Here is an 18,473-nt window from a genome sequence, read left to right as displayed (position 1 = left end):
GGCCTCCTCTCTCATTCCCCTTTTAGGAGGCTGAAGTATGAGAATTTTGGTTGTCGATGATGATGTTAATATTCAAAGGCTCGTGACCATCCATTTAACCCAGGAAGGATATCAAGTTTTCAGGGCAAACGATGCCGAGGAGGCGTTAACATTGCTTGAAAACCAGAATGTAGACCTGGCGATTGTTGATGTGATGATGCCTGGGATGAACGGGTTCGAACTGACAAAGATTTTGACCGATGACTGGGAGATTCCCGTCATCCTCCTTACCGCAAAAGGCCAGTTAAGCGATAAAGAAGAAGGATTCCTGTCAGGCAGCGAGGATTATATTGTCAAACCGTTTGAAGTGAAGGAGCTTTTATTCAGGGTGGCCGTTGTCCTCCGGAGGATGCAGCGGGCCATCGATTCGATCATTCTCGCCGGGAATATGAAGATTGACCGCAACAGCTTTGAGGTGGAAATCAATCAGGAAACAATTCTTTTTCCGCTAAAGGAGTTCGAGCTGCTGAGTATTCTCGCCTCACGGATGAATAAAACCACTCCCCGCGCGTCATTGATTGAACAGGCTTGGGGTGCGGACTATGAGGGCAGTGAACAAACTCTTAATACTCATATCAACCGTATTCGCGACCGGCTGAAAAAGCACCAAGCTTCAGTTGAAATCCAGACCATCCGCGGAATTGGTTACAGACTCGAGGAATTGAAATGAAAACATTGTACCGGAAATTCATCATCGCAACCCTTCTCATTCTGGGAATCAGTATCGTGATTGCCTTCATTTTGGCCAATTGGGTCTACATGACCTCGACAAGAGAACGGATTGACTTACAGAATGTAAAGGTTGCTGAAGAGGTTGCGTCGAGTCTTGAGCAAATGCACTCGACAACCCATATAAGTTTCACGGGCTATCTGGACTCAATCAGCAAACTGGGCTATCAACTTTATGTGCTGAGTGAATCGGGGGAGGAATTCTTCTTTGGAGAACCTTTTTCGAAAAAGACCCTCCCGGATGAGGCTTTGAAAGTTGTTAAGGATAAGAAAATCTATCACGGAATGGACAATTCACCCTCTCCTTGGATGATGATGAGCCATTTTTCGAATCAGCTGGATAATACTGTCGGCGTTCCGTTCACGATAGACGACGAGGACTATGGCTTGTACCTGAGACCAAATAACAAATTGTTATTTTCCGATGTCCATGTCATCTTCGCCTGGTTTTTCGTCGCGATTTCAATCGTCAGTATCAGCGGTGTCATTTGGTTTGCCAAACACCTAATCCAGCCGATCACCAAGCTTACAGAAGCCACAAGGGAAATCACCAGAGAAAACTTCAATTACCCCTTGAACATCCATCGAAGCGATGAAATCGGCCAGCTTGCCGAAAGCTTCAGCAGGATGCAGGTTCAATTGCAGCACAATGATGAAGCTCGGAAGTCCTTCATCAATAATGTATCGCATGATTTTCAGTCACCATTGATGAATATCCAGGGTTATGCGGAGCTTTTAAAAACTCAGGCGCTCGATGGGGAGCACCTTGAATATGTCGATATTATCGACCAGGAATCGAAACGGCTGTCCAATTTGACGAAGCAGCTGCTGCTTCTTACCTCACTGGATCAGAAATCGTATCCAATGAAGCTTGGCGTCACAAGGATTGACACACAAATCAAGGATACGGTCAGAAGGCATCAATGGCGGCTGGAGGAAAAGGAGATTGACATCTCCTATCATCTACCCCCTACCCCGATTCTCGCTGATCCCGAGCTATTAATGACAATCTGGGACAACCTGCTCACGAATGCAATTAAATACAATCAAAACGGCGGCAGTATTTTTATCCAGATTACCGGAAACGACGACCTTGTCACGGTCACTTTCAAGGACACCGGGATCGGCATGAACGAGGAACAAGCTTCAAAAATCTTTGAACGCTTTTACCGTGTCGACGCCGCACGAAAGAAAGATAGAACAGGTTTGGGCCTGTCGATTGTCAAACATATTATTGAATTACACAATGGAAAAATAGAAGTGGAGAGCGAGATTCAAAAAGGTACTACTTTTACAATAAAGCTCCCTATAGAAAAACAGACGGAGGAATAAAAAATGGAACAAATTTGGAGTATTCGACTTATACGATTTGCAGCGATCTTTGGACTCATTGGAACATTCATGGGCTCACATATGGCGGGTGCTGGCGACTATGCCATGCGCCCGATCCATGCCCACATCCTGTTAGTCGGCTGGCTATCCGTATTCGCCTGGGGAATCTTTTACAAAAACTATCAAATCAAATCTAAAAAACTAGTAGCCATTCATTCGATAACAGGCATGATCGGTTCTCTCGGACTCACCATCGGGATGTGGATGTACAATATCAACCCCTTCAACCTGGATGAAACTTTAGTGATGGTCCTGTTCATCGTCGGCGGCTCACTGCTGCTGGTCGCGTTTATTTTATTCGTTGTTGTTACTTTTTTTATCGAAAAAACAGGAAATTAGAATGAGACCGATTCAATAAGAAATGACCTACTAATCTGTGAGTAGGTCATTTCTTTTTGCATGGAAGTTAACCATTTTGAATTTCCGTAATGCTTTTTCCTCCCAAAAAGGCATGTCCTGTCGTAAGTTTCATGACGGTATCAAAGCCATAGCGGTTATATACCTTTTCTACCCTTTCGTTAATAGGAAATACCCATAGGTTTTCAAAACCCTGTTTTTGTACTTCATGCTGAATATGTTGAATGATATATCCTATTAATCCTTTTCCCCGGTATTCCTTTAGAGTCGCTACACTTTCCATGCGAGCTTGGCTTCTGTGAGCGAAGATACAGGCAGTGGAACAGGCAACACCATTGTACCTTAACAAAAAGTGCTGGTAAGCGGGATGATCAAACTCATCCTTTAGTGCTTTTTCTCTGACTTCGCGGCCGCCAATCTCTTTAATGCTGCATTCGATCTCTAACGCCTCTTGATAGTTTGCTTCTGTCACTTCTTCAATTGTAATAGTATCATTGTCTTCAAGGTTAACCACTTTCTGATCCCATAATTGTACAGGCGTAACTAATTCCTCATATTTAAACCCTTTTGATTTTAATTCGCGCAGTAAAGCAGGTTGTTTAGCGGGATTGTATAAGTAAAACCGCGGAATAATATTCTTTGACTGATAAAAGGATATGACTTCATCGACCACTTTTTCTGTATGATCCACTGGTTTGCGAATATGTGCATGATTCGCATCATAATATACAGGCTGATTCTCATTTAAAAATAGAAAACCCCAATCCCTGTCGTGACGAGTTGTTAAGGTAGCAAGATATAAAAATTCCAACTCTAGTATTCTATCTAACATGTATCTCATTCCCCTCAGTCATATTTTAGCATATATATCCAAGTTCAGGAGTTGTTCTATTATTTAACGTAACTGTACATACACTAGCAACTAATCTCCTGTTCTAGTAGTTCGTCGGCTGGCTGATTCATTCATTTTTTCGAAATGCCAGCAGTTTCTTGACAGCTTTAGCTTCTTTTCCGGCAAACCTGTCACAATAACGAGCTTTTCTTGATAGCTTTGACCTCTTATCCAGCAAACCTGTCACAATAACATGCTTTTCTTGACAGCTTAAGCCTCTGTATCTTCAAACCTGTCACAATAACAAGCTTTTCTTAACAACTTTAGCCTCGGCTCCAGCAAAACTGTCACAATAACAAGCTTTTCTTGACAGCTTCGGCCTCTGCTCCGGCAAACCTGTCACACTCAAAAAGCAAAGGAGCATCCTTTGCTTCTTGAATTTATTCGTAACTACTACATCAGACTCTTCAGTTACATCTGGTTCTAACATGTTTTTTCTTCCGGCAGCAGGTTCTTCGCCTATTTTGTATACCTGTTCGCATAGCTTGAGGCAACAAATGAATCAGGCTTGATCTGTGCTTCTAGCCCGACTGATTCGATTCGCTTAATCATTTCATTTACATATATTCTGGTTTTGTTTTTCGTTCCTCGTCCCAAGTCCAAATGCCCTACCATTTTGAAATTGGCCCCTTTTTCGACATATGGAATCATTAGATCGATTATTTGTTTTTGCTTTTGCGGAGTGAACATGCAGGCAACTTCCTGAGTGAAGTTAGTTTCCAACGAAATCTTCTCCTGTAAGGTTTCAATTCTCCTTGCTAGATCAACGGACCGGTAACATGCCCATACACCTTTGCCTTCCCGTTGTATCACAACTCCAGTGATGAAACGAGTGTACGAACTATGTACTTGAGAGTCCGTGCCAATGATCAATCTGTGATTGCCATTTGGCTGCACTTTAATGAACGACAGGATATGCTGGAAGACCTCCTCAAAATTCATATTCCGCTTTGACAAATTCTGAAAACCTTTTTGAAATTTCATTTCATCCACCTGCCATTAGCAGAATAGTTGTACTCATTTATATGCTACAACAAAGGTGGTTATCAGCATTTCTGCTTTTTTCTAACGTGATTCCATAATCAAGCATGTCGTTCGAGATATTTACCTTTCAGGATTAAAAATTGTATATTATAAATATAACAGATCTTCCGGCCGCAACCGGAAACTCAATGTACATCAAGCTGCTTGAAGTACAGCGGCCATAGGTTGAATAAGAAATGACCTACTCAAACATTTGGTGGCGCAGGGTAGGTCATTTCTTTTTAATTACAGAAATACCCTACCTGACTGCCGAAAATGATCACCTTATCGCGGCAGGTTAAAGCCATAATATTTACTTTTCGCTTTAAAAATGTTTATAATATAACTATATAGTCCATATATTAAAAAAGAGCTTCCGGTGGCAACCGGAAACTCAACGAACAGCAAGCTGCTTGAAGTGCAGCGGCCATTAGTGTGAATAAGAAATGATCTACTCAAACAATGGGCGTTGCAGGGTAGGTCATTTCTTTTTGTTTGCAGAAATACCTAATGCGATTACGGCAATGACTAATGTGGCAAAACTAATCATCATGTTCATTGCTTCGTACGTAACCATCAGCGGCACCCCCTTTCCTAAGAAAGTGAGGAATGGCCGCTGCCCACCCCGCATTTGCTGTACAAATATAAGTATACCACGAGAATGTATGTTCGCATATCTATTAGTGTGTTTTCTCGGAGGTTGTAATAGATTTGAACAACCTTCTGCTTTTTCAGCTGATCTTGTCTGAAGTTTCATCTACTTCGGATAATTTCTAGCACTTGTACCTTCCTGTCTCCTAAACCCTGCTGCTCAACTGCTTCCCAATAAACTCCTTAAATGCCTTTATCGGTTTTCGTTGCAAAGCACTCCTCCACTTTACATATTCTAACGCAAGAATACAGAGGATAAGCCAAATGCCTCCTGCCAGATAGCCGGCGATGACGTCACTTGGATAGTGGGCTCCTAGATAAATCCTGCTGATTCCAATGAATATAATCAGCACACCACATATGCAAAGTGCCATCCACTTGATTGTTTTTCGGAGGCTGGAACGGAACAGTAAATAACTCAGGAATCCGTAAAATATCAAAGACCCCATGGAATGGCCGCTTGGAAAACTGTAGCCGATGGCGTCAATAGTTTCATCGATTGAAGGGCGTTCCCTTCCATAATAGTATTTCAACAGTTTGGTCAGGAGGCCTCCACCGCCTATGCCGATAATGAAAAAGAGGATGCTCCATTTGTCTTTCTTTTTAATCCATAGGAATGAAATGATTATGATCGAGAAAATGGATAGGAACCAGACGGAACCCAACTCAGTAAAAATAAACAAGATCATATCTAACACATCATTTTCTATATGATAAAAGAATTGAATAATGCTTTCATCAAACCTTTTAACCTCGGATTCCAGCATTTCTTCCGCCAGCTCAGCAAATAAGTAGAGAAAGGCAATCGATATTCCTAAGCCTGCAGCAACCAAAAGGATTGGAAGGACCACGTTTTTCGCCTTTGTTTTGTTTACCATCATATAACCTGCGTCCCTCCCATTACTACCTACATAATAGAAGTTCCCTTCTTGAAATTGTGGCAAACACAAAAAACTAATCGTAATTGGTTTAAAAGTATAATTAGTAGTACCTTCCGTACATACTTGCAAAATCCTGAAAAACACAAAAAAAGTCCTTATGCAAACAACAGAAGGACTTTGAAACGTTCTACAATTAATTTTTTCGCCTTACTAATTCGTCTCTATCCGATGCCATTGGCGGCTGTTCCAACCAGCCATTTTTAATCATAATATTAGCTCCATCTTCAGAATACATCTGAACTTCCATTGATAGCCTGTTATACATCGCCCCAATATCACCTCTGGGACTTTGACTGGTGGCTGTACCGTAAAAGCCCACGCTCAAAGATATCAAACCAGATGTAAAGAACATCATAAGTTTATCAGAAAATGTATACGATGTACTATTTGTTATTTCTGAATCCCAACCCATAGGAGCAGGGAGTTTACTTTCCTCTAACTTAGCCCTGAATAATTTTATATGTTTATTCCCAATTTCTAACCCTTTTAAAAAGAATTGCTTCACATCTTTATTTTGTGCAACCTGACTGAATCCAGTAAGTGTAGCAACTCCCAATGCGTTTCTTTGGAGGTTAGCAAATAAATGATCTACTTCTGCTGCTATCAAAGGTCTTTTCTCGCCAAACACATCTAAAATAAACCATTGCTTTTTCACAAATTCAACCTTTTCTAAATTAGGCATACTGGGAGACCTGAAAAACAATCCTTTTGACAATAATAAATCAGTTGATTTTTTATATAAATTCATCGTTTCGGTAAGGCAGTCCATATAATAGGTTTTTATATCGTCTCTTACTGATGCTGATACACTGCCAGCATAGGATGTAAGTCCAACCTTAGCCATCTGGTTTAGAAAATTTAGTACAAAGCCGTCTGAATAAAGCCTGGGAGCAGTTAAGTCAACATCCTCTTTTATACTAAAACCATAAGGAACGACATTTTTTTCCTCTGTTAAAATCGTCGTGATTTTTTGAATATGTGATTGAGATAACTCTAAGGAAAATTGAATTAAAGGCTTAATTTCTTCATCCTCAGCTTTTTCTAAAAAATACGAAAGAACGCATATGCTGGCGCTATCATTTAAGTATTGAATCCAAAGTTGAGCAATCTCACCTGCTGTCAGCCTGATCTGGTTTCCTTTTCCCTCCATAAGTAACCTCCACGAAAGATATACTAAAAATACTTTCCCCATGAATTACCTTTAGTATGTATTCGTTACACAGTTATAAGGAGCAGCAGTCTCTATAGTTCGTATCTAAAGAAATTTAATCAAAACAAGAGATGCACTCATTACAGTGCACCTCACTCTGTGATTCATATTACAGACTTCCTTCTTTAGTTACTCAACTTTTCAGACAATCCATCATCATTCAAGTATTGAATACTAGTGATTTTGCCTTCATTGTTGAATTTAGCTCTGCCTGTAACCTCAGCAGAATTTTGACTGCTATCTTCCTTGCCGTACAATACGGTCATTTTAAAGGTGTAAGTATCTTCATCCTTTTCAACCTTTACTTTATCCATCTTTATTTGCTTATCATTATTAAGAGCGACAAGGATATATTGGTAAGCTGAGGTAGAAATGAAGCTATTGTACCTTTCTTCTGTAAAATAGGGCTTATACCGTTTTTCATAATATTGTTCAAGTTTTTCGATATTGTCCGATCCCTCAATAAATTCAGGGTCCGGTCCCGTGAACTGATGCTCTAAAACTGTCTGAAGGGCCGTGATGTTCGGATCCTTAGATAATGGCTTATCAGTTGCAAAGCAGCCTGTGACAAACAAAAGAACGCATGATAAAAGCAGAGACAATGACAATGTTAGTCTATAATTCAATAATTTTCACCTCATTACCTAATACGAACAAATATGTAAAAAAGTTCCGTTTAGATGAATTTATTTTTCAGAAGTATGTGATAGACCAATACTTTTGTTGCAATGGTTTTTTCAACATGGACTCTCCCGCATTTCTCCAAAAAAGCAAAGGGTTCGCAACCCTTTGCTTCTAATCGTCATCTTTTTTTTCTTCTTTCTCCCGCTTTTTCTCCTCTTCCTTCTCTCTCTTTTCTTGTTCCTTCTCTCGCTTCTCTTCTTCTTCCTCGCGTTTCTCATCCTCTTTCTCTCTCTTCTTTTCTTCTTCGTCTCGCTTCTTCCCTTTCTTTTCCTGTTCTTTCTCTCGCTTATCCTCCTCTTTCTCTCTCTTCTTCTTATCTTCTTCCCTTCTCTCCTCTTCCTTTTTCTTCTGGTCATTAATCTGCTTTTCGATCGAAGCCAAACTAAATTGATTTTGCGAAAATTGATTAATAGACTTGGAGAAGATTTCTTTAAATAAAATTGTAACCGTGGAGCTGCTTGATTCTGTTAAATAGTGCTTTTCATCTGTCTTGTCATAGCCCATCCAGACAGCTCCGACAATTTCGGGTGAGTATCCAACGAACCAGTGATCCTTGGTTCCCTCGTTATTCCCAAAAGGAGTTTCTGTTGTTCCTGTTTTACCGGCAATTTCCCAGCCATCGACTCCTGCATTTTTGCCTGTACCTTCCTGGACAGCCCCTCGAAGCATGTAAGTTATTTTATCAGCAACCTTCTCATCCGTTACTCTGATTGCGTTATTATTCCATCTGCCAATAAGGTTTCCTTCAGCATCCTCTATTCGTTTAATGGAATGGGCCTGCACCATCGTCCCCTTATTAGGATAAGCAGAAAAGGCTTGTGCCATTAATAATGGAGATACTCCTTTATCCATTCCGCCCAGTGCCAATCCGAGCTTATGGTCCTTTTCCTCTAATTCAATCCCAAAACGTTCTACTGCATTGATTCCATACTTAATCCCCATTTTGTCAAGAAGCCAGACGGGCGGTACATTATAGGAGTTCACCATCGCATCGTACATGGTAACCTCTCCACGGAACTGCTTATCATAATTCATTGGCTGATATCCATCTATATTAATAGGAGAATCCTTCAGCACATCAAACATATCGTAGCCTTGCTCCAATGCAGGCGTATATACGGCCAAAGGCTTCATAGCAGAACCCGGCTGCCGCTTCAGCTGTGTTGCACGATTAAACCCGCGAAAGGTATGTTCTCCTCTGCCGCCAACAATCGCTGCTATCCCGCCTGTCTGTGGAGTGATAAAAACGGCTCCACTCTGGACCAGCTGATCTGATTTGCTGGCTGGAAACATACTATTATCCTTATAGACTTCTTCAACGGCAGCCTGTATTTCAGGATTCATTTCAGTATAAATTCGCAGACCGCCAGATAGAATTTCGTTTTCAGTAAGGCCATACTTCTTTATTGCTTCTTCAATAATATGGTCAACGTAATAAGGGTATTTTCCTTTATACTCATCAATCTTCTTGCCTTGCAGGACAATTTGCTGTTCCTTCGCTTCTTCCAGCTCCTTTTGACTGATATATCCTTCACTTTCCATTAACGATAAAACGATATCTCTCCGCTCAACAGACTTATCCATGTCTTTGAAAGGAGATAAATGCGAGGGAGCTTTAATCAAACCTGCAATCATCGCTGATTCACCTAAAGTCAATTCACTAACATCCTTGCCAAAGTACGTTTGTGCTGCCCGCTGTATGCCCCAAGCGCCTTCACCAAAATAAATCTGGTTTAAGTACCGTTCCATAATTTCTTCTTTGGAGTATTTTCGTTCGATTTTTTTCGTAAAAATCAGTTCTTTAAATTTCCTTGTATAAGTGCGTTCCTGTGTTAAAAAAGCATTTTTCGCCAGCTGCTGGGTCAGAGTGCTGCCCCCAGCAACAATTTCTCCTTCTAACGTATTTTGCATGAAGGCTTTAGCGATCGCAAAATAGTTAATTCCATCATGCTTATAAAATCTTTGGTCCTCCGTAGAAATGACAGCATGTATCAGATGTTCCGGAATTTGGTCGATGCTTACTCCTTCAATGTTTGAAACGGCCACCTTGCTTGCTATAGCATCATTTTGATCATAAATGATCGTCGGCTGTGGAGCCGGATCTTCAAGCTTGCTGACGTCACTGGTCCAAATCAAAATATTTAGCACAAGAAGCCCCAAAAGGAGCAAACCGATACCAATACCAAAAATTTTATACTTCGTACTTTTTGTATTAAATTCGCTCCATATCCTGCTTGACGACTGCCTTTGCCGCCTTCTCTCCGCTCTTCCCACTGTTGTTAACCACCTTATCTTCTAATGTTCATATACCTGCTGCAAAAGTGAGTTTATTCCTTGCCAACTCATTGCTATATATATATCCAAGAGCACTACAACATTTTATTTTTTTATCCAAAATAAATGTTGATAACAAATATTTCTTGATCAAAATGAAAAAATGGGATTAGTATTCTCGAATGACTAACATCACAAAAAAGCACGGCAGTAATCAAGTCAAACTGCCGTGTTTTCCTGTCTTATTTATTTTTCATGAGCCAATATCGCCTGCTGCACGGTTCCATAGGTGTTCAACCTAGAGAAATCGACACCTGTGTTGATGACATCTACTGCGAGTTCAGGGCGAATGCCTGTCAGCATCGTCTCGATCCCAATCAATCTCAGGACTTTATTGATATTGAAAATTCTCGCTGCAATTTCTGCATCAATCATCGCAATTCCAGAAAAGTCGATAATCAGGTTTTTGATTCTGAGTTCACTGATCTTTGGAATTACATGTGTCATGATATGGTCGCTGCGTTCGTAATCGAATTCGCCGATCAATGGCAGGATGGCCATGTCCTCTGCGAGCGGAACAATCGGGGATGACAGCTCTGTAATCATCTTTTGATTCATTTTGTTCTCTTCAATAGCAAGCATTTCCCGCTCTATCATTGTTTCCGTAATACCCAAATCAAGCAGGTAGCTGAGTCGGTTATTGACGAATACAACTTCTTCTGTGGAAAGCCCCTCTCCGATTGAAAATTTCGTCATCATTTCAATAAGCTGCAGCCTAGTTTCTCCATATGGCTTGAGGATACTCGCGAGTTCTTCATGGCTGAATTGATATTCGCGTCTGTTTGCTTGTCGAACTTTATACCACTCAATAAATTTCTCTGCCACTGTTTCTTTAGATAGGTTCAGTGTTTCACCGAGAAATTCCATAAGAGCTTTGTTTGTGTTTATTGATTGCTGGATGATTTCTTCAGGCAGAGTGATTTCAAGCTTTTTCACATTATAATCTGTAATTTCCTTACTGATCGTCTCTGCATGATCGATGAGGTATTTAGAAAATCTTTCGATGGAATTCACAAATTCAGCTCCTATAAAATGTTCCTTTTTTGTTTTTTAAGATTATACCACGTTTAAGTGCTTACATATAATTTTAACCACACCAAACATAAAAAAACGGCAGTTAGCGAGCTGCCGCGAAAGATTGTCCCTTATGATACTTCAGCTTTTTTATTGAGCTCGGAAGTGATAACATCAACCTTTTCTTCACTACCTTCGCTCCATTTAAAGACGATCACTCCTGCTGTTATAACAAGTACTCCAAGCAATTGCTGCCATGTAAAAGGCACCTTCTCCAATCCCATCCAGCCTAATGAATCCAACAATAATGCGAACCCAAGCTGTGAAGTCAATACAATGGATATTGCAAAGGTCGGTCCAAGGAATTTTATCGCCTGTACTAAGCCAGCAATGACCCCGATTCCGAGCAAGCCACTGAACCAGTACCAACCTTTCATTTGCTGCAGATCGAACATTCGACCACCTTCAAAAAACAGGCCAAGTATGAAGGATGCTAGAAAACCCAGCCCCAATACTAATGTCGTAGTCGTCCATGAGCCCGCTTTTTCATTGACCTTGCTGTTAAAAATATTCTGCATGCCAACAAGCGTGCCGGCAATTATCGCAAATAGTAAGCCTAATAGCATAGTATTTCCTCCAAATTTTTACTCATAAAGATCTTCCTTAGCCAGGGACTTCAATCCCTCAAGATCCTTGATTACGATTGCTCCGTTATTCCGCTCCACCATGCCTTTTATACAGAAATCTTTAATGACTCTATTAAGATGCCGATAGCTGGTTCCAATTAAATTGGCAATATCGGTCAGGTTCGATGTACTGACCTTCCCATTGACGAGCGCTTCGTTTTCATCATAAGCGACAGACACGAGATAGCTCGCTAACCGGGTTTCCACCGGGTAGAGGATGTTATGGCGCATGAATTGGGATTTGATATAGAATTTCCTCGCAATGATTTTTAACAAAAATTGCAGGAATGGTGAGTGGTCTTTTAGAAATCTTCGCACTACAGTTTGCCGGACTCCGATCATGACAACCGAAGAAACAGCCTCAACCGTATTGATCGTGTCGATTTCCTGCACATATTCAATATCACCAATGACTTCTATTGGAGTTTTAAAGGAAAGAATCAATGTCTTGCCCTCTTCTGAAGTGGTGAAAATCTTCACTTTCCCCTTAACCAATATATATAGGTACTCAACAGGCTCACCCTGTGAGCAAATCTGTTCGCCTTTTTCAAATTCGAATAAGTTTAAGTAAGGGATGATTTCGTCCGTAAATAATGTTTCAACCTTGTAAGACCGCAAATACCTTTCTATCTGTTCAGTTGCATTGATTTCTGTCATACAGCTTTCCCTGCCTTTTTTCGATTACCAGCCCAGGATGACCACGCCGACTATCATCATTGTAATACCAACCAGCTGAGGCACCCTCATTTTTTGCTTTTTTACCTCGAACCATCCGTTGCGGTCAATCAAGAAGGTCATTCCCAGCTGGGCAATCAACATTGCAGAAACCGTTAATGTTACACCAATGTAATGGATCGCCTTTACGTTTCCAAAGACAACAATTGCTCCAAACAGCCCGCCAATCAAATATAGAGGCTTCACTTTCCTTAATCCCTGCCACTGTCCCTTTGTGAAAAAAATCAAGACCAACAATGCAGTCAAAAATCCGGTAAACTGTGTAAGCGAAGCTGTCTGCCATGTACCAATATCCTGGCTGATTCTCGCATTGGCTACACCCTGCAGCGTAATAAAAGCTCCCCCTAATAAAGCAAAAATCAAACCTTTCATTTCTCTCTCCCCAAACCTTATGTTTGTAATAATTAAATGACACAACGAACCTGCTCGGGAAGGACATATGTCCTAAAACGAAAAAAGTTTCATTCCAGCAAAAAGCTGGACCAGTAATTTCCCGGTCCAGCTGGTACTAATTATTGCTTTTTAACCATTTCATATCCATTCTGCTGGATGGCATATTCCACGCCCTGCTGCAGACTCGAAAAGGATTGAATGTGCTCAAGGTTCACGTTTGAACTTAAGATTTGGATGCTAAGTTCCGCGGATACTCCGACGATAAAGCATTGGCCGCCAATCAGGCGAACAGATTGGATCAGCTTTTGAATACCATGGATCGTGTAAGGATCAACATGCTTTATACCAGTTAAATCGATCAATAAGTATTTTGCCTTCAGCCTCGTGAGTTCAACTAAGGCTTTTTCCATCATGCTGCTGATCCGCTCTTCGTTATATTGTCCAATCAGCGGTATGACCAGAATCCCATTCAAGACTGGGATGACTGGAGAGCTAAGCTCCTGAACGAGAGAGTTAAGCTCTTTCGTTCGTGCTTCTACTTTTTGCTCCAGTTCTATGATACTTTCCTGTTCTTTCTTTCTGGCTAGCTCATGGATGTTTTGCGAAATAGTCACGGATGAAGGGAAAATCTCCACCTCATCATATTCATGGCCTTCCTGCTGGCTTTTCACCATTTTATACCACATATCCTGCTTGAAAAGCCCGCTAAAAATACCTGCCCAATGACTTGGAAGCAGGACACCAGCCTCATTTTTACCAGTCATTTTAAAGATTCGATGTTCCCAGCTGTTCCGTATTCTTACGACAGCACGTTTCTCTTCATAAGAGTACTCTTGAATCTCAGCGACTCCCCAACCAGCACTTTTGTATATATCACTATATTCACTCAACAGCTGGACCACGTCTGTTCTGCCTTCGTAATAGGAGCTCACAAGCTTCCCCATACGAAACCCGGTAACTTCATAGACGGTCTTCGATACATCACTCCCGGAAATTTCCTCAATCGTATTTAAAAACAGCTCGATCGCTGAATCCCAAAAAAGCAAAGCAGGAGCACCATCGAATGTCAGCTCCCCCTCCTGGCTGTTCCAAACAAACTCATTTTTGTTCACTTTTATCTGATGGTTAGAATTGACCATTATAAGACTCCCTTAATATTGTGAATTAGTTCAATTCTATCTGAAAGAAATATGAAATTCCAATCTAATGGTCTAAAAATCTGGGGCAATGGAACTTTTCTTTACTTCAATTGCCTAAAATTCATAGAAGAAGTTAATCCTTATGGCCAGACGATTACACATTTTATCTTCTCACAAGTACCAACACTCCCAAGAAATTATACTCCTTAGATTAATACTTATTGCATTTGAACCTTTCCCATCTTGCGGAAATAAAAAAGCTGCCGGCAGAATTGCCCGACAGCATGTTTATCTATTTTCGTAAAAGCAAGTACACAAAATAAGGTGCCCCAATTAATGCAGTCATGATTCCAGCCGGGATTCCTTCAGGTTCAAGGACATTGCGGCCAATGGTGTCAGCGAACAGCAATAGCCATCCCCCAATCAATATTGCAATTGGCAAGAACAATTGGTTTCTAGGACCGATCAGCGCTTTTGCGAGATGAGGAGCCATCAATCCGATAAAGGCGATTCCGCCTGTTACCGACACGGCAGAAGCTGCCAGGGCTACGGCTGTCAAAAGCAGGATGACCCTTTCCTTTTCAATCGATACACCTACACCGATCGCGACAGGATCGCTCAGGCTTAACAGGTTTAATCTGTTTGCTTTATAGAGCGTAAAAGGAATAAGGATGATCAACCATGGCAAAAGCGCCCAAATAAACGGCCAGTCTGTTCCCCAGATATTGCCGGCAAGCCAGCGGGCGATAAAGTCAACTTTTTGTCTTTCCGCTGCGGAAATAATGACAATCATTGCTCCGGATAGTGCCATCGAAAACCCGATTCCTACAAGAATCAGTCTTACAGGCTGAAGCCCGATTCCCTTTTTATAAGAAAATAAGTAAATGAGAACAGCCGTCAGCAAAGCACCAGCAAACGCAACCAATGGCAGCATATAGGCAAACGATGCTGCATCAATTGGGAAGAAGAGAAAGAATACGGCAATTCCCAGGCCTGCTCCTGAATTGATGCCGATGATTCCCGGATCTGCCAGATCATTGCGGGTCAATCCTTGTAAAATCGCCCCCGAAATGGCTAGTGCCATTCCTGCAAGGAGCGTTACAATGATCCTGGGAAGTCTAATTTCAAACAAGACAAACTCTTCTTTAAAAGTGCCATTTCCGAATAACGTTGGCAAAATCCGGTCATACGAAACGGAAGAATAACCAAGGCCAAGACTAGCAGCCATGGTTAACACAATTAAAATGAATAAAGTCGCAACTATGATTCTTTGTTTCTTAATAATGGATGGATGGATCATGTGAAGCTCTTCCCCCCTTTACGGACGATGAACAGGAAGAACGGCAATCCGAGAATGGAAATGATCGCATAAATTGGTGTTTCATAAGGAGCATTGATTGTCCGGCCGAGTGTATCTGCAATCAGCATGAACGAAGCTCCGAATAAGGCAGACATCGGCAGGACAAATCGATAATCTGTGCCGACAATCATCCTGACAATATGCGGGACCATCAGTCCGATAAAGGCCATGTTCCCAACTAGAGCCACAGCTGACCCTGCCAGCAAAACAATAACAATGAATAATACCAATTTAATTAAGTTAGTCTTTTGCCCAAGTCCCACTGCTACTTCTTCAGACAAGCTCAAAATCGTCAATTGCCTCGACAGGTAAAAAGCAACCAGCATACCAATCAGAATGAAAGGCACGATGATTTTCAGCTGTGTCCATGAAGTTCCCATCAGGCCTCCGGCTGTCCACATCGAGACATCTTTTGAAATTTTAAAATAGAGGCCGATTCCTTCGGCTACTGCGAACAAAAAAGCCGAGACCGCAGCTCCGGCCAATACGATCCGTAGCGGAGAGAATCCGCCTTTTTTTAACGCGCCAATACCAAAAACAAGCATGACACCAACTGCTGCCCCGATAAAACAAGCAATCGTGATGGCAAGATAACCAGCTCCAGGACTGAGCGCCATAATCAAAGCAAGTGCAGCATTGGCACCAGCCGTGAGCCCAAGCAGTCCCGGATCAGCGAGCGGGTTTCTCGTCAAGCCCTGCATGATTGCACCCGCTACCGAAAGGGCAGCGCCGACGAAAATGGCGCCAACCTCCCGAGGCAGGCGGATTTCCCTGATCATGGTGATGGTATCTGTTTTAACTGTCGAAGTAAGCGCCAGCCAAATCTCTTTGATGGTCGTGTCAGCCGCCCCGAAAACCATTGCCGTCATGAAACTGGCAGCCAGGACGAGTACACCTGCAACGAACTTTATGAGCATGGGAAGCGAGCTGTTTGGGTTTATCATTTGCATCTCATCTTTCTGATAGCAAGAAGAGGAATTCCATAAAAGAATTCCTCCTGCTGCATTATTATTGTTCCAAGAATGATTTTTTAAAGAATTCCAACTGATATTCAAGTGTTAAAGGATCATTGAAATAGAATTCCTTCGCATTCACTTCGAATACACGATTATTCTTTACGGCAGGAATATTTTTATAAGTCTCTGTTTGCTGGAAGGAAGTATCTCCCTCAGCATTCTTGCTGAATACAACATAATCACCGGCGTATTCAGACAGTACTTCAGGCGAAATCGCATAGTAACCAGGCTCAAGTGCCGCATCTTTTACTTTTTCAGGCATGTTGAGACCCATTTCCTGATACAGGATTTCTGTTCCTCTCGCCCAGTTATCACCGAATACGTATAGTTCTTTGTCAAAGTTTTCGATGACAGAGACAGTTGCGTCTGCACCGATTTTAGCTTTGATTTCTTCACCTGCAGCTTTTGAGTCAGCCTTAAAGTTATCGATCCACTCCTGGGCTTCTTTTTCTTTATTTAAAACCTTGCCGATTTCCAAATGCTGCTCAAGATAACCTAGCTTTCCGTAGGTAAAAGTAACAGTTGGCGCAATTTCTTTTAGCTTATCGACATTCTTGATATTTGATAGACCAATGATCAGATCTGGATTTAGTTCAATGATCTTCTCAAGGTTTTCATCTGTCACTTCTTCGACTTCCTGCAATTTTTCAAAGCGCGGATTCATTTTTGACCATGAGTCAACTCCCACGATTGGCACATCTAGAGCCATGACATTTCCGGCAAAGGAAGAAAGAACGATGACTCTCTCTGGATCCGCAGGTACTTCAACTGGGCCATTTTCAGACTCATAGGTAATTGTTTGAGGCTTATCTTCTTCCTTTTTCCCACCAGAATTTTCTTGCTTTTCTTCTCCGCCGCAAGCACTAAGAACAAGCACCAGCATAAGCAGGAATGGCATAAGTAATTTCTTCATTGTCTTCTTCTCCTTTTAGTAAGTTGTACGTGATGCAAATTGGTTTATTCGTACGCGGATCTTTCCCGATTTCAGCGTCAATCTGGAAAACTTCCCTGAGTACTTCCTTTTTGATGACCTCTACACTTGATCCCGTTTTCACGATGCTACCGGCTTTTAAGGCAACCAGGTGGTCGGCAAATCTTGCGGCATGGTTTAAGTCATGAAGCACCATCACGATTGTCCGGCCCTGCTCTTTGTTCAGCTTTTGCAGCAGCTCAAGGATTTCAAGCTGATGTGCCATATCCAGATAGGTGGTCGGTTCATCAAGGAAAATCATTTCTGTTTCCTGTGCAAGGGCGAGGGCGATCCATACACGCTGTCGCTGTCCGCCGGATAATGAATCGACAGGCTCGTATTTGTAACTCGCCGTTCCCGTTACTTCAAGGGCCCAATCAATGGTTTCGATATCCTTTTTCGTCAGCCTTCCGAACCCCTTTTGATAAGGAAAACGTCCATATGAGACTAATTCCCCTACCGTCAGGCCGGCTGCGCTTTCGGGGGTCTGGGGAAGAATAGCCATCTTTCTTGCCAGGGTTTTCGTATCTTCTTTTGAGATACTTGACCCATCCAAGAATATAGAGCCAGATTGATGCGGAATGATTCGTGACATCGATTTCAACAAAGTCGATTTTCCGCACCCATTAGGGCCGATGATAATTGTGATTTGCTGATCAGGGATTTCCAAAGTCAGGTCATTCACGATTGTCCGTTCCCCATATCCCACTTTTAATTGGTCTGTGTATAAGCGGACCATCATCATTCCTCCAAAGTTTTTCAATTTCTCGTTGATAATGATTATCAGTGTCGGTTACAATGAATACTATAAAGCTATTATTTTATTCAGTCAATGACAGATTTGTGAACTATTCATTTTCACACCATTTTGGTACCGTATACATTCACGATTTACACAACACAATTGA

General features: G+C 41.6%; 20 protein-coding genes. 3 read left to right on the top strand and 17 right to left on the bottom strand.

Annotation, left to right across the window (positions count from 1 at the left end):
• Nucleotides 1-37: 37 nt before the first annotated feature.
• From FOF60_RS10700 to FOF60_RS10690, 3 genes are read left to right on the top strand one after another with little or no spacing between them, the layout of a single operon-like run.
• Nucleotides 38-709: a response regulator transcription factor gene (locus FOF60_RS10700; RefSeq protein WP_192472447.1), complete on the top strand. Its 672-nt coding sequence runs from the start codon at nucleotides 38-40 to the stop codon at nucleotides 707-709.
• Nucleotides 706-2,100, top strand: a complete 1,395-nt coding sequence (locus FOF60_RS10695) for a sensor histidine kinase (RefSeq protein ID WP_192472446.1) — start codon at nucleotides 706-708, stop codon at nucleotides 2,098-2,100. Before FOF60_RS10700 ends, FOF60_RS10695 begins: the two co-directional genes overlap by 4 nt.
• Before the next feature lie 3 nt (nucleotides 2,101-2,103).
• Nucleotides 2,104-2,499, top strand: a complete 396-nt coding sequence (locus FOF60_RS10690; RefSeq protein ID WP_192472445.1) for a hypothetical protein — start codon at nucleotides 2,104-2,106, stop codon at nucleotides 2,497-2,499.
• A gap of 67 nt (nucleotides 2,500-2,566) precedes the next feature.
• Here FOF60_RS10690 and FOF60_RS10685 read toward each other — a convergent pair whose 3' ends face one another.
• The 17 genes from FOF60_RS10685 to FOF60_RS10605 all read right to left on the bottom strand — a co-directional run bounded on the left by FOF60_RS10685 (nucleotide 2,567) and on the right by FOF60_RS10605 (nucleotide 18,304).
• Nucleotides 2,567-3,349, bottom strand: coding sequence for a GNAT family N-acetyltransferase (locus FOF60_RS10685; RefSeq protein WP_192472444.1), 783 nt, complete (start codon nucleotides 3,347-3,349; stop codon nucleotides 2,567-2,569).
• A gap of 295 nt (nucleotides 3,350-3,644) precedes the next feature.
• Entirely contained in the window at nucleotides 3,645-3,839 is a 195-nt protein-coding gene (locus tag FOF60_RS10680) for a hypothetical protein (RefSeq protein ID WP_192472443.1), read from the bottom strand.
• Between the two features lie 29 nt (nucleotides 3,840-3,868).
• Nucleotides 3,869-4,393: a ribonuclease H-like YkuK family protein gene (locus tag FOF60_RS10675; RefSeq protein WP_192472442.1), complete on the bottom strand. Its 525-nt coding sequence runs from the start codon at nucleotides 4,391-4,393 to the stop codon at nucleotides 3,869-3,871.
• A gap of 520 nt (nucleotides 4,394-4,913) precedes the next feature.
• Nucleotides 4,914-5,009, bottom strand: coding sequence for a putative holin-like toxin (locus FOF60_RS10670; protein ID WP_225650269.1), 96 nt, complete (start codon nucleotides 5,007-5,009; stop codon nucleotides 4,914-4,916).
• Between the two features lie 220 nt (nucleotides 5,010-5,229).
• Nucleotides 5,230-5,964, bottom strand: a complete 735-nt coding sequence (locus FOF60_RS10665) for a phosphatase PAP2 family protein (RefSeq protein ID WP_225650267.1) — start codon at nucleotides 5,962-5,964, stop codon at nucleotides 5,230-5,232.
• Nucleotides 5,965-6,157: 193 nt separating this feature from the next.
• Entirely contained in the window at nucleotides 6,158-7,174 is a 1,017-nt protein-coding gene (locus tag FOF60_RS10660; RefSeq protein ID WP_192472441.1) for a DUF3231 family protein, read from the bottom strand.
• A 185-nt stretch (nucleotides 7,175-7,359) separates the two neighbouring features.
• On the bottom strand, nucleotides 7,360-7,860 hold the full coding sequence (locus FOF60_RS10655) for a hypothetical protein (protein ID WP_192472440.1): 501 nt from the start codon (nucleotides 7,858-7,860) through the stop codon (nucleotides 7,360-7,362).
• Nucleotides 7,861-8,029: 169 nt separating this feature from the next.
• Entirely contained in the window at nucleotides 8,030-10,066 is a 2,037-nt protein-coding gene (locus FOF60_RS10650; RefSeq protein ID WP_264647672.1) for a transglycosylase domain-containing protein, read from the bottom strand.
• Nucleotides 10,067-10,438: 372 nt separating this feature from the next.
• Complete coding sequence (locus tag FOF60_RS10645; protein WP_192472438.1) at nucleotides 10,439-11,266, bottom strand: STAS domain-containing protein; 828 nt, start codon at nucleotides 11,264-11,266, stop codon at nucleotides 10,439-10,441.
• A gap of 131 nt (nucleotides 11,267-11,397) precedes the next feature.
• Nucleotides 11,398-11,892, bottom strand: a complete 495-nt coding sequence (locus tag FOF60_RS10640; RefSeq protein WP_192472437.1) for a DMT family transporter — start codon at nucleotides 11,890-11,892, stop codon at nucleotides 11,398-11,400.
• 18 nt (nucleotides 11,893-11,910) lie between these two features.
• Nucleotides 11,911-12,609 (bottom strand): Crp/Fnr family transcriptional regulator, encoded by a 699-nt coding sequence (locus FOF60_RS10635; RefSeq protein WP_192472436.1) that lies wholly within the window; start codon nucleotides 12,607-12,609, stop codon nucleotides 11,911-11,913.
• A 24-nt stretch (nucleotides 12,610-12,633) separates the two neighbouring features.
• A complete protein-coding gene (locus tag FOF60_RS10630; protein WP_192472435.1) occupies nucleotides 12,634-13,059 on the bottom strand; it encodes a DMT family transporter in 426 nt (141 codons plus the stop codon).
• Between the two features lie 140 nt (nucleotides 13,060-13,199).
• Nucleotides 13,200-14,219 (bottom strand): STAS domain-containing protein, encoded by a 1,020-nt coding sequence (locus tag FOF60_RS10625; RefSeq protein ID WP_192472434.1) that lies wholly within the window; start codon nucleotides 14,217-14,219, stop codon nucleotides 13,200-13,202.
• A gap of 292 nt (nucleotides 14,220-14,511) precedes the next feature.
• Nucleotides 14,512-15,519: a FecCD family ABC transporter permease gene (locus FOF60_RS10620; protein WP_192472433.1), complete on the bottom strand. Its 1,008-nt coding sequence runs from the start codon at nucleotides 15,517-15,519 to the stop codon at nucleotides 14,512-14,514.
• The gene (locus FOF60_RS10615) at nucleotides 15,516-16,523 is read right to left on the bottom strand and encodes a FecCD family ABC transporter permease (RefSeq protein ID WP_192472432.1); all 1,008 of its coding nucleotides are present in this window, start codon (nucleotides 16,521-16,523) and stop codon (nucleotides 15,516-15,518) included. The genes FOF60_RS10620 and FOF60_RS10615 overlap by 4 nt, the downstream gene beginning before the upstream one ends.
• A 64-nt stretch (nucleotides 16,524-16,587) precedes the next feature.
• Entirely contained in the window at nucleotides 16,588-17,508 is a 921-nt protein-coding gene (locus FOF60_RS10610) for an iron-hydroxamate ABC transporter substrate-binding protein (RefSeq protein WP_192472431.1), read from the bottom strand.
• Nucleotides 17,459-18,304, bottom strand: a complete 846-nt coding sequence (locus FOF60_RS10605) for an ABC transporter ATP-binding protein (protein ID WP_192472430.1) — start codon at nucleotides 18,302-18,304, stop codon at nucleotides 17,459-17,461. The genes FOF60_RS10610 and FOF60_RS10605 overlap by 50 nt, the downstream gene beginning before the upstream one ends.
• Between the last annotated feature and the right edge of the window lie 169 nt (nucleotides 18,305-18,473).

It is taken from the genome of Mesobacillus jeotgali (genome assembly GCF_014856545.2).
Classification (GTDB): domain Bacteria; phylum Bacillota; class Bacilli; order Bacillales; family Cytobacillaceae; genus Mesobacillus.
The sequence above is the reverse complement of the archived record's forward strand: the minus strand, read 5'-3'. Positions and strand labels throughout refer to the sequence as shown.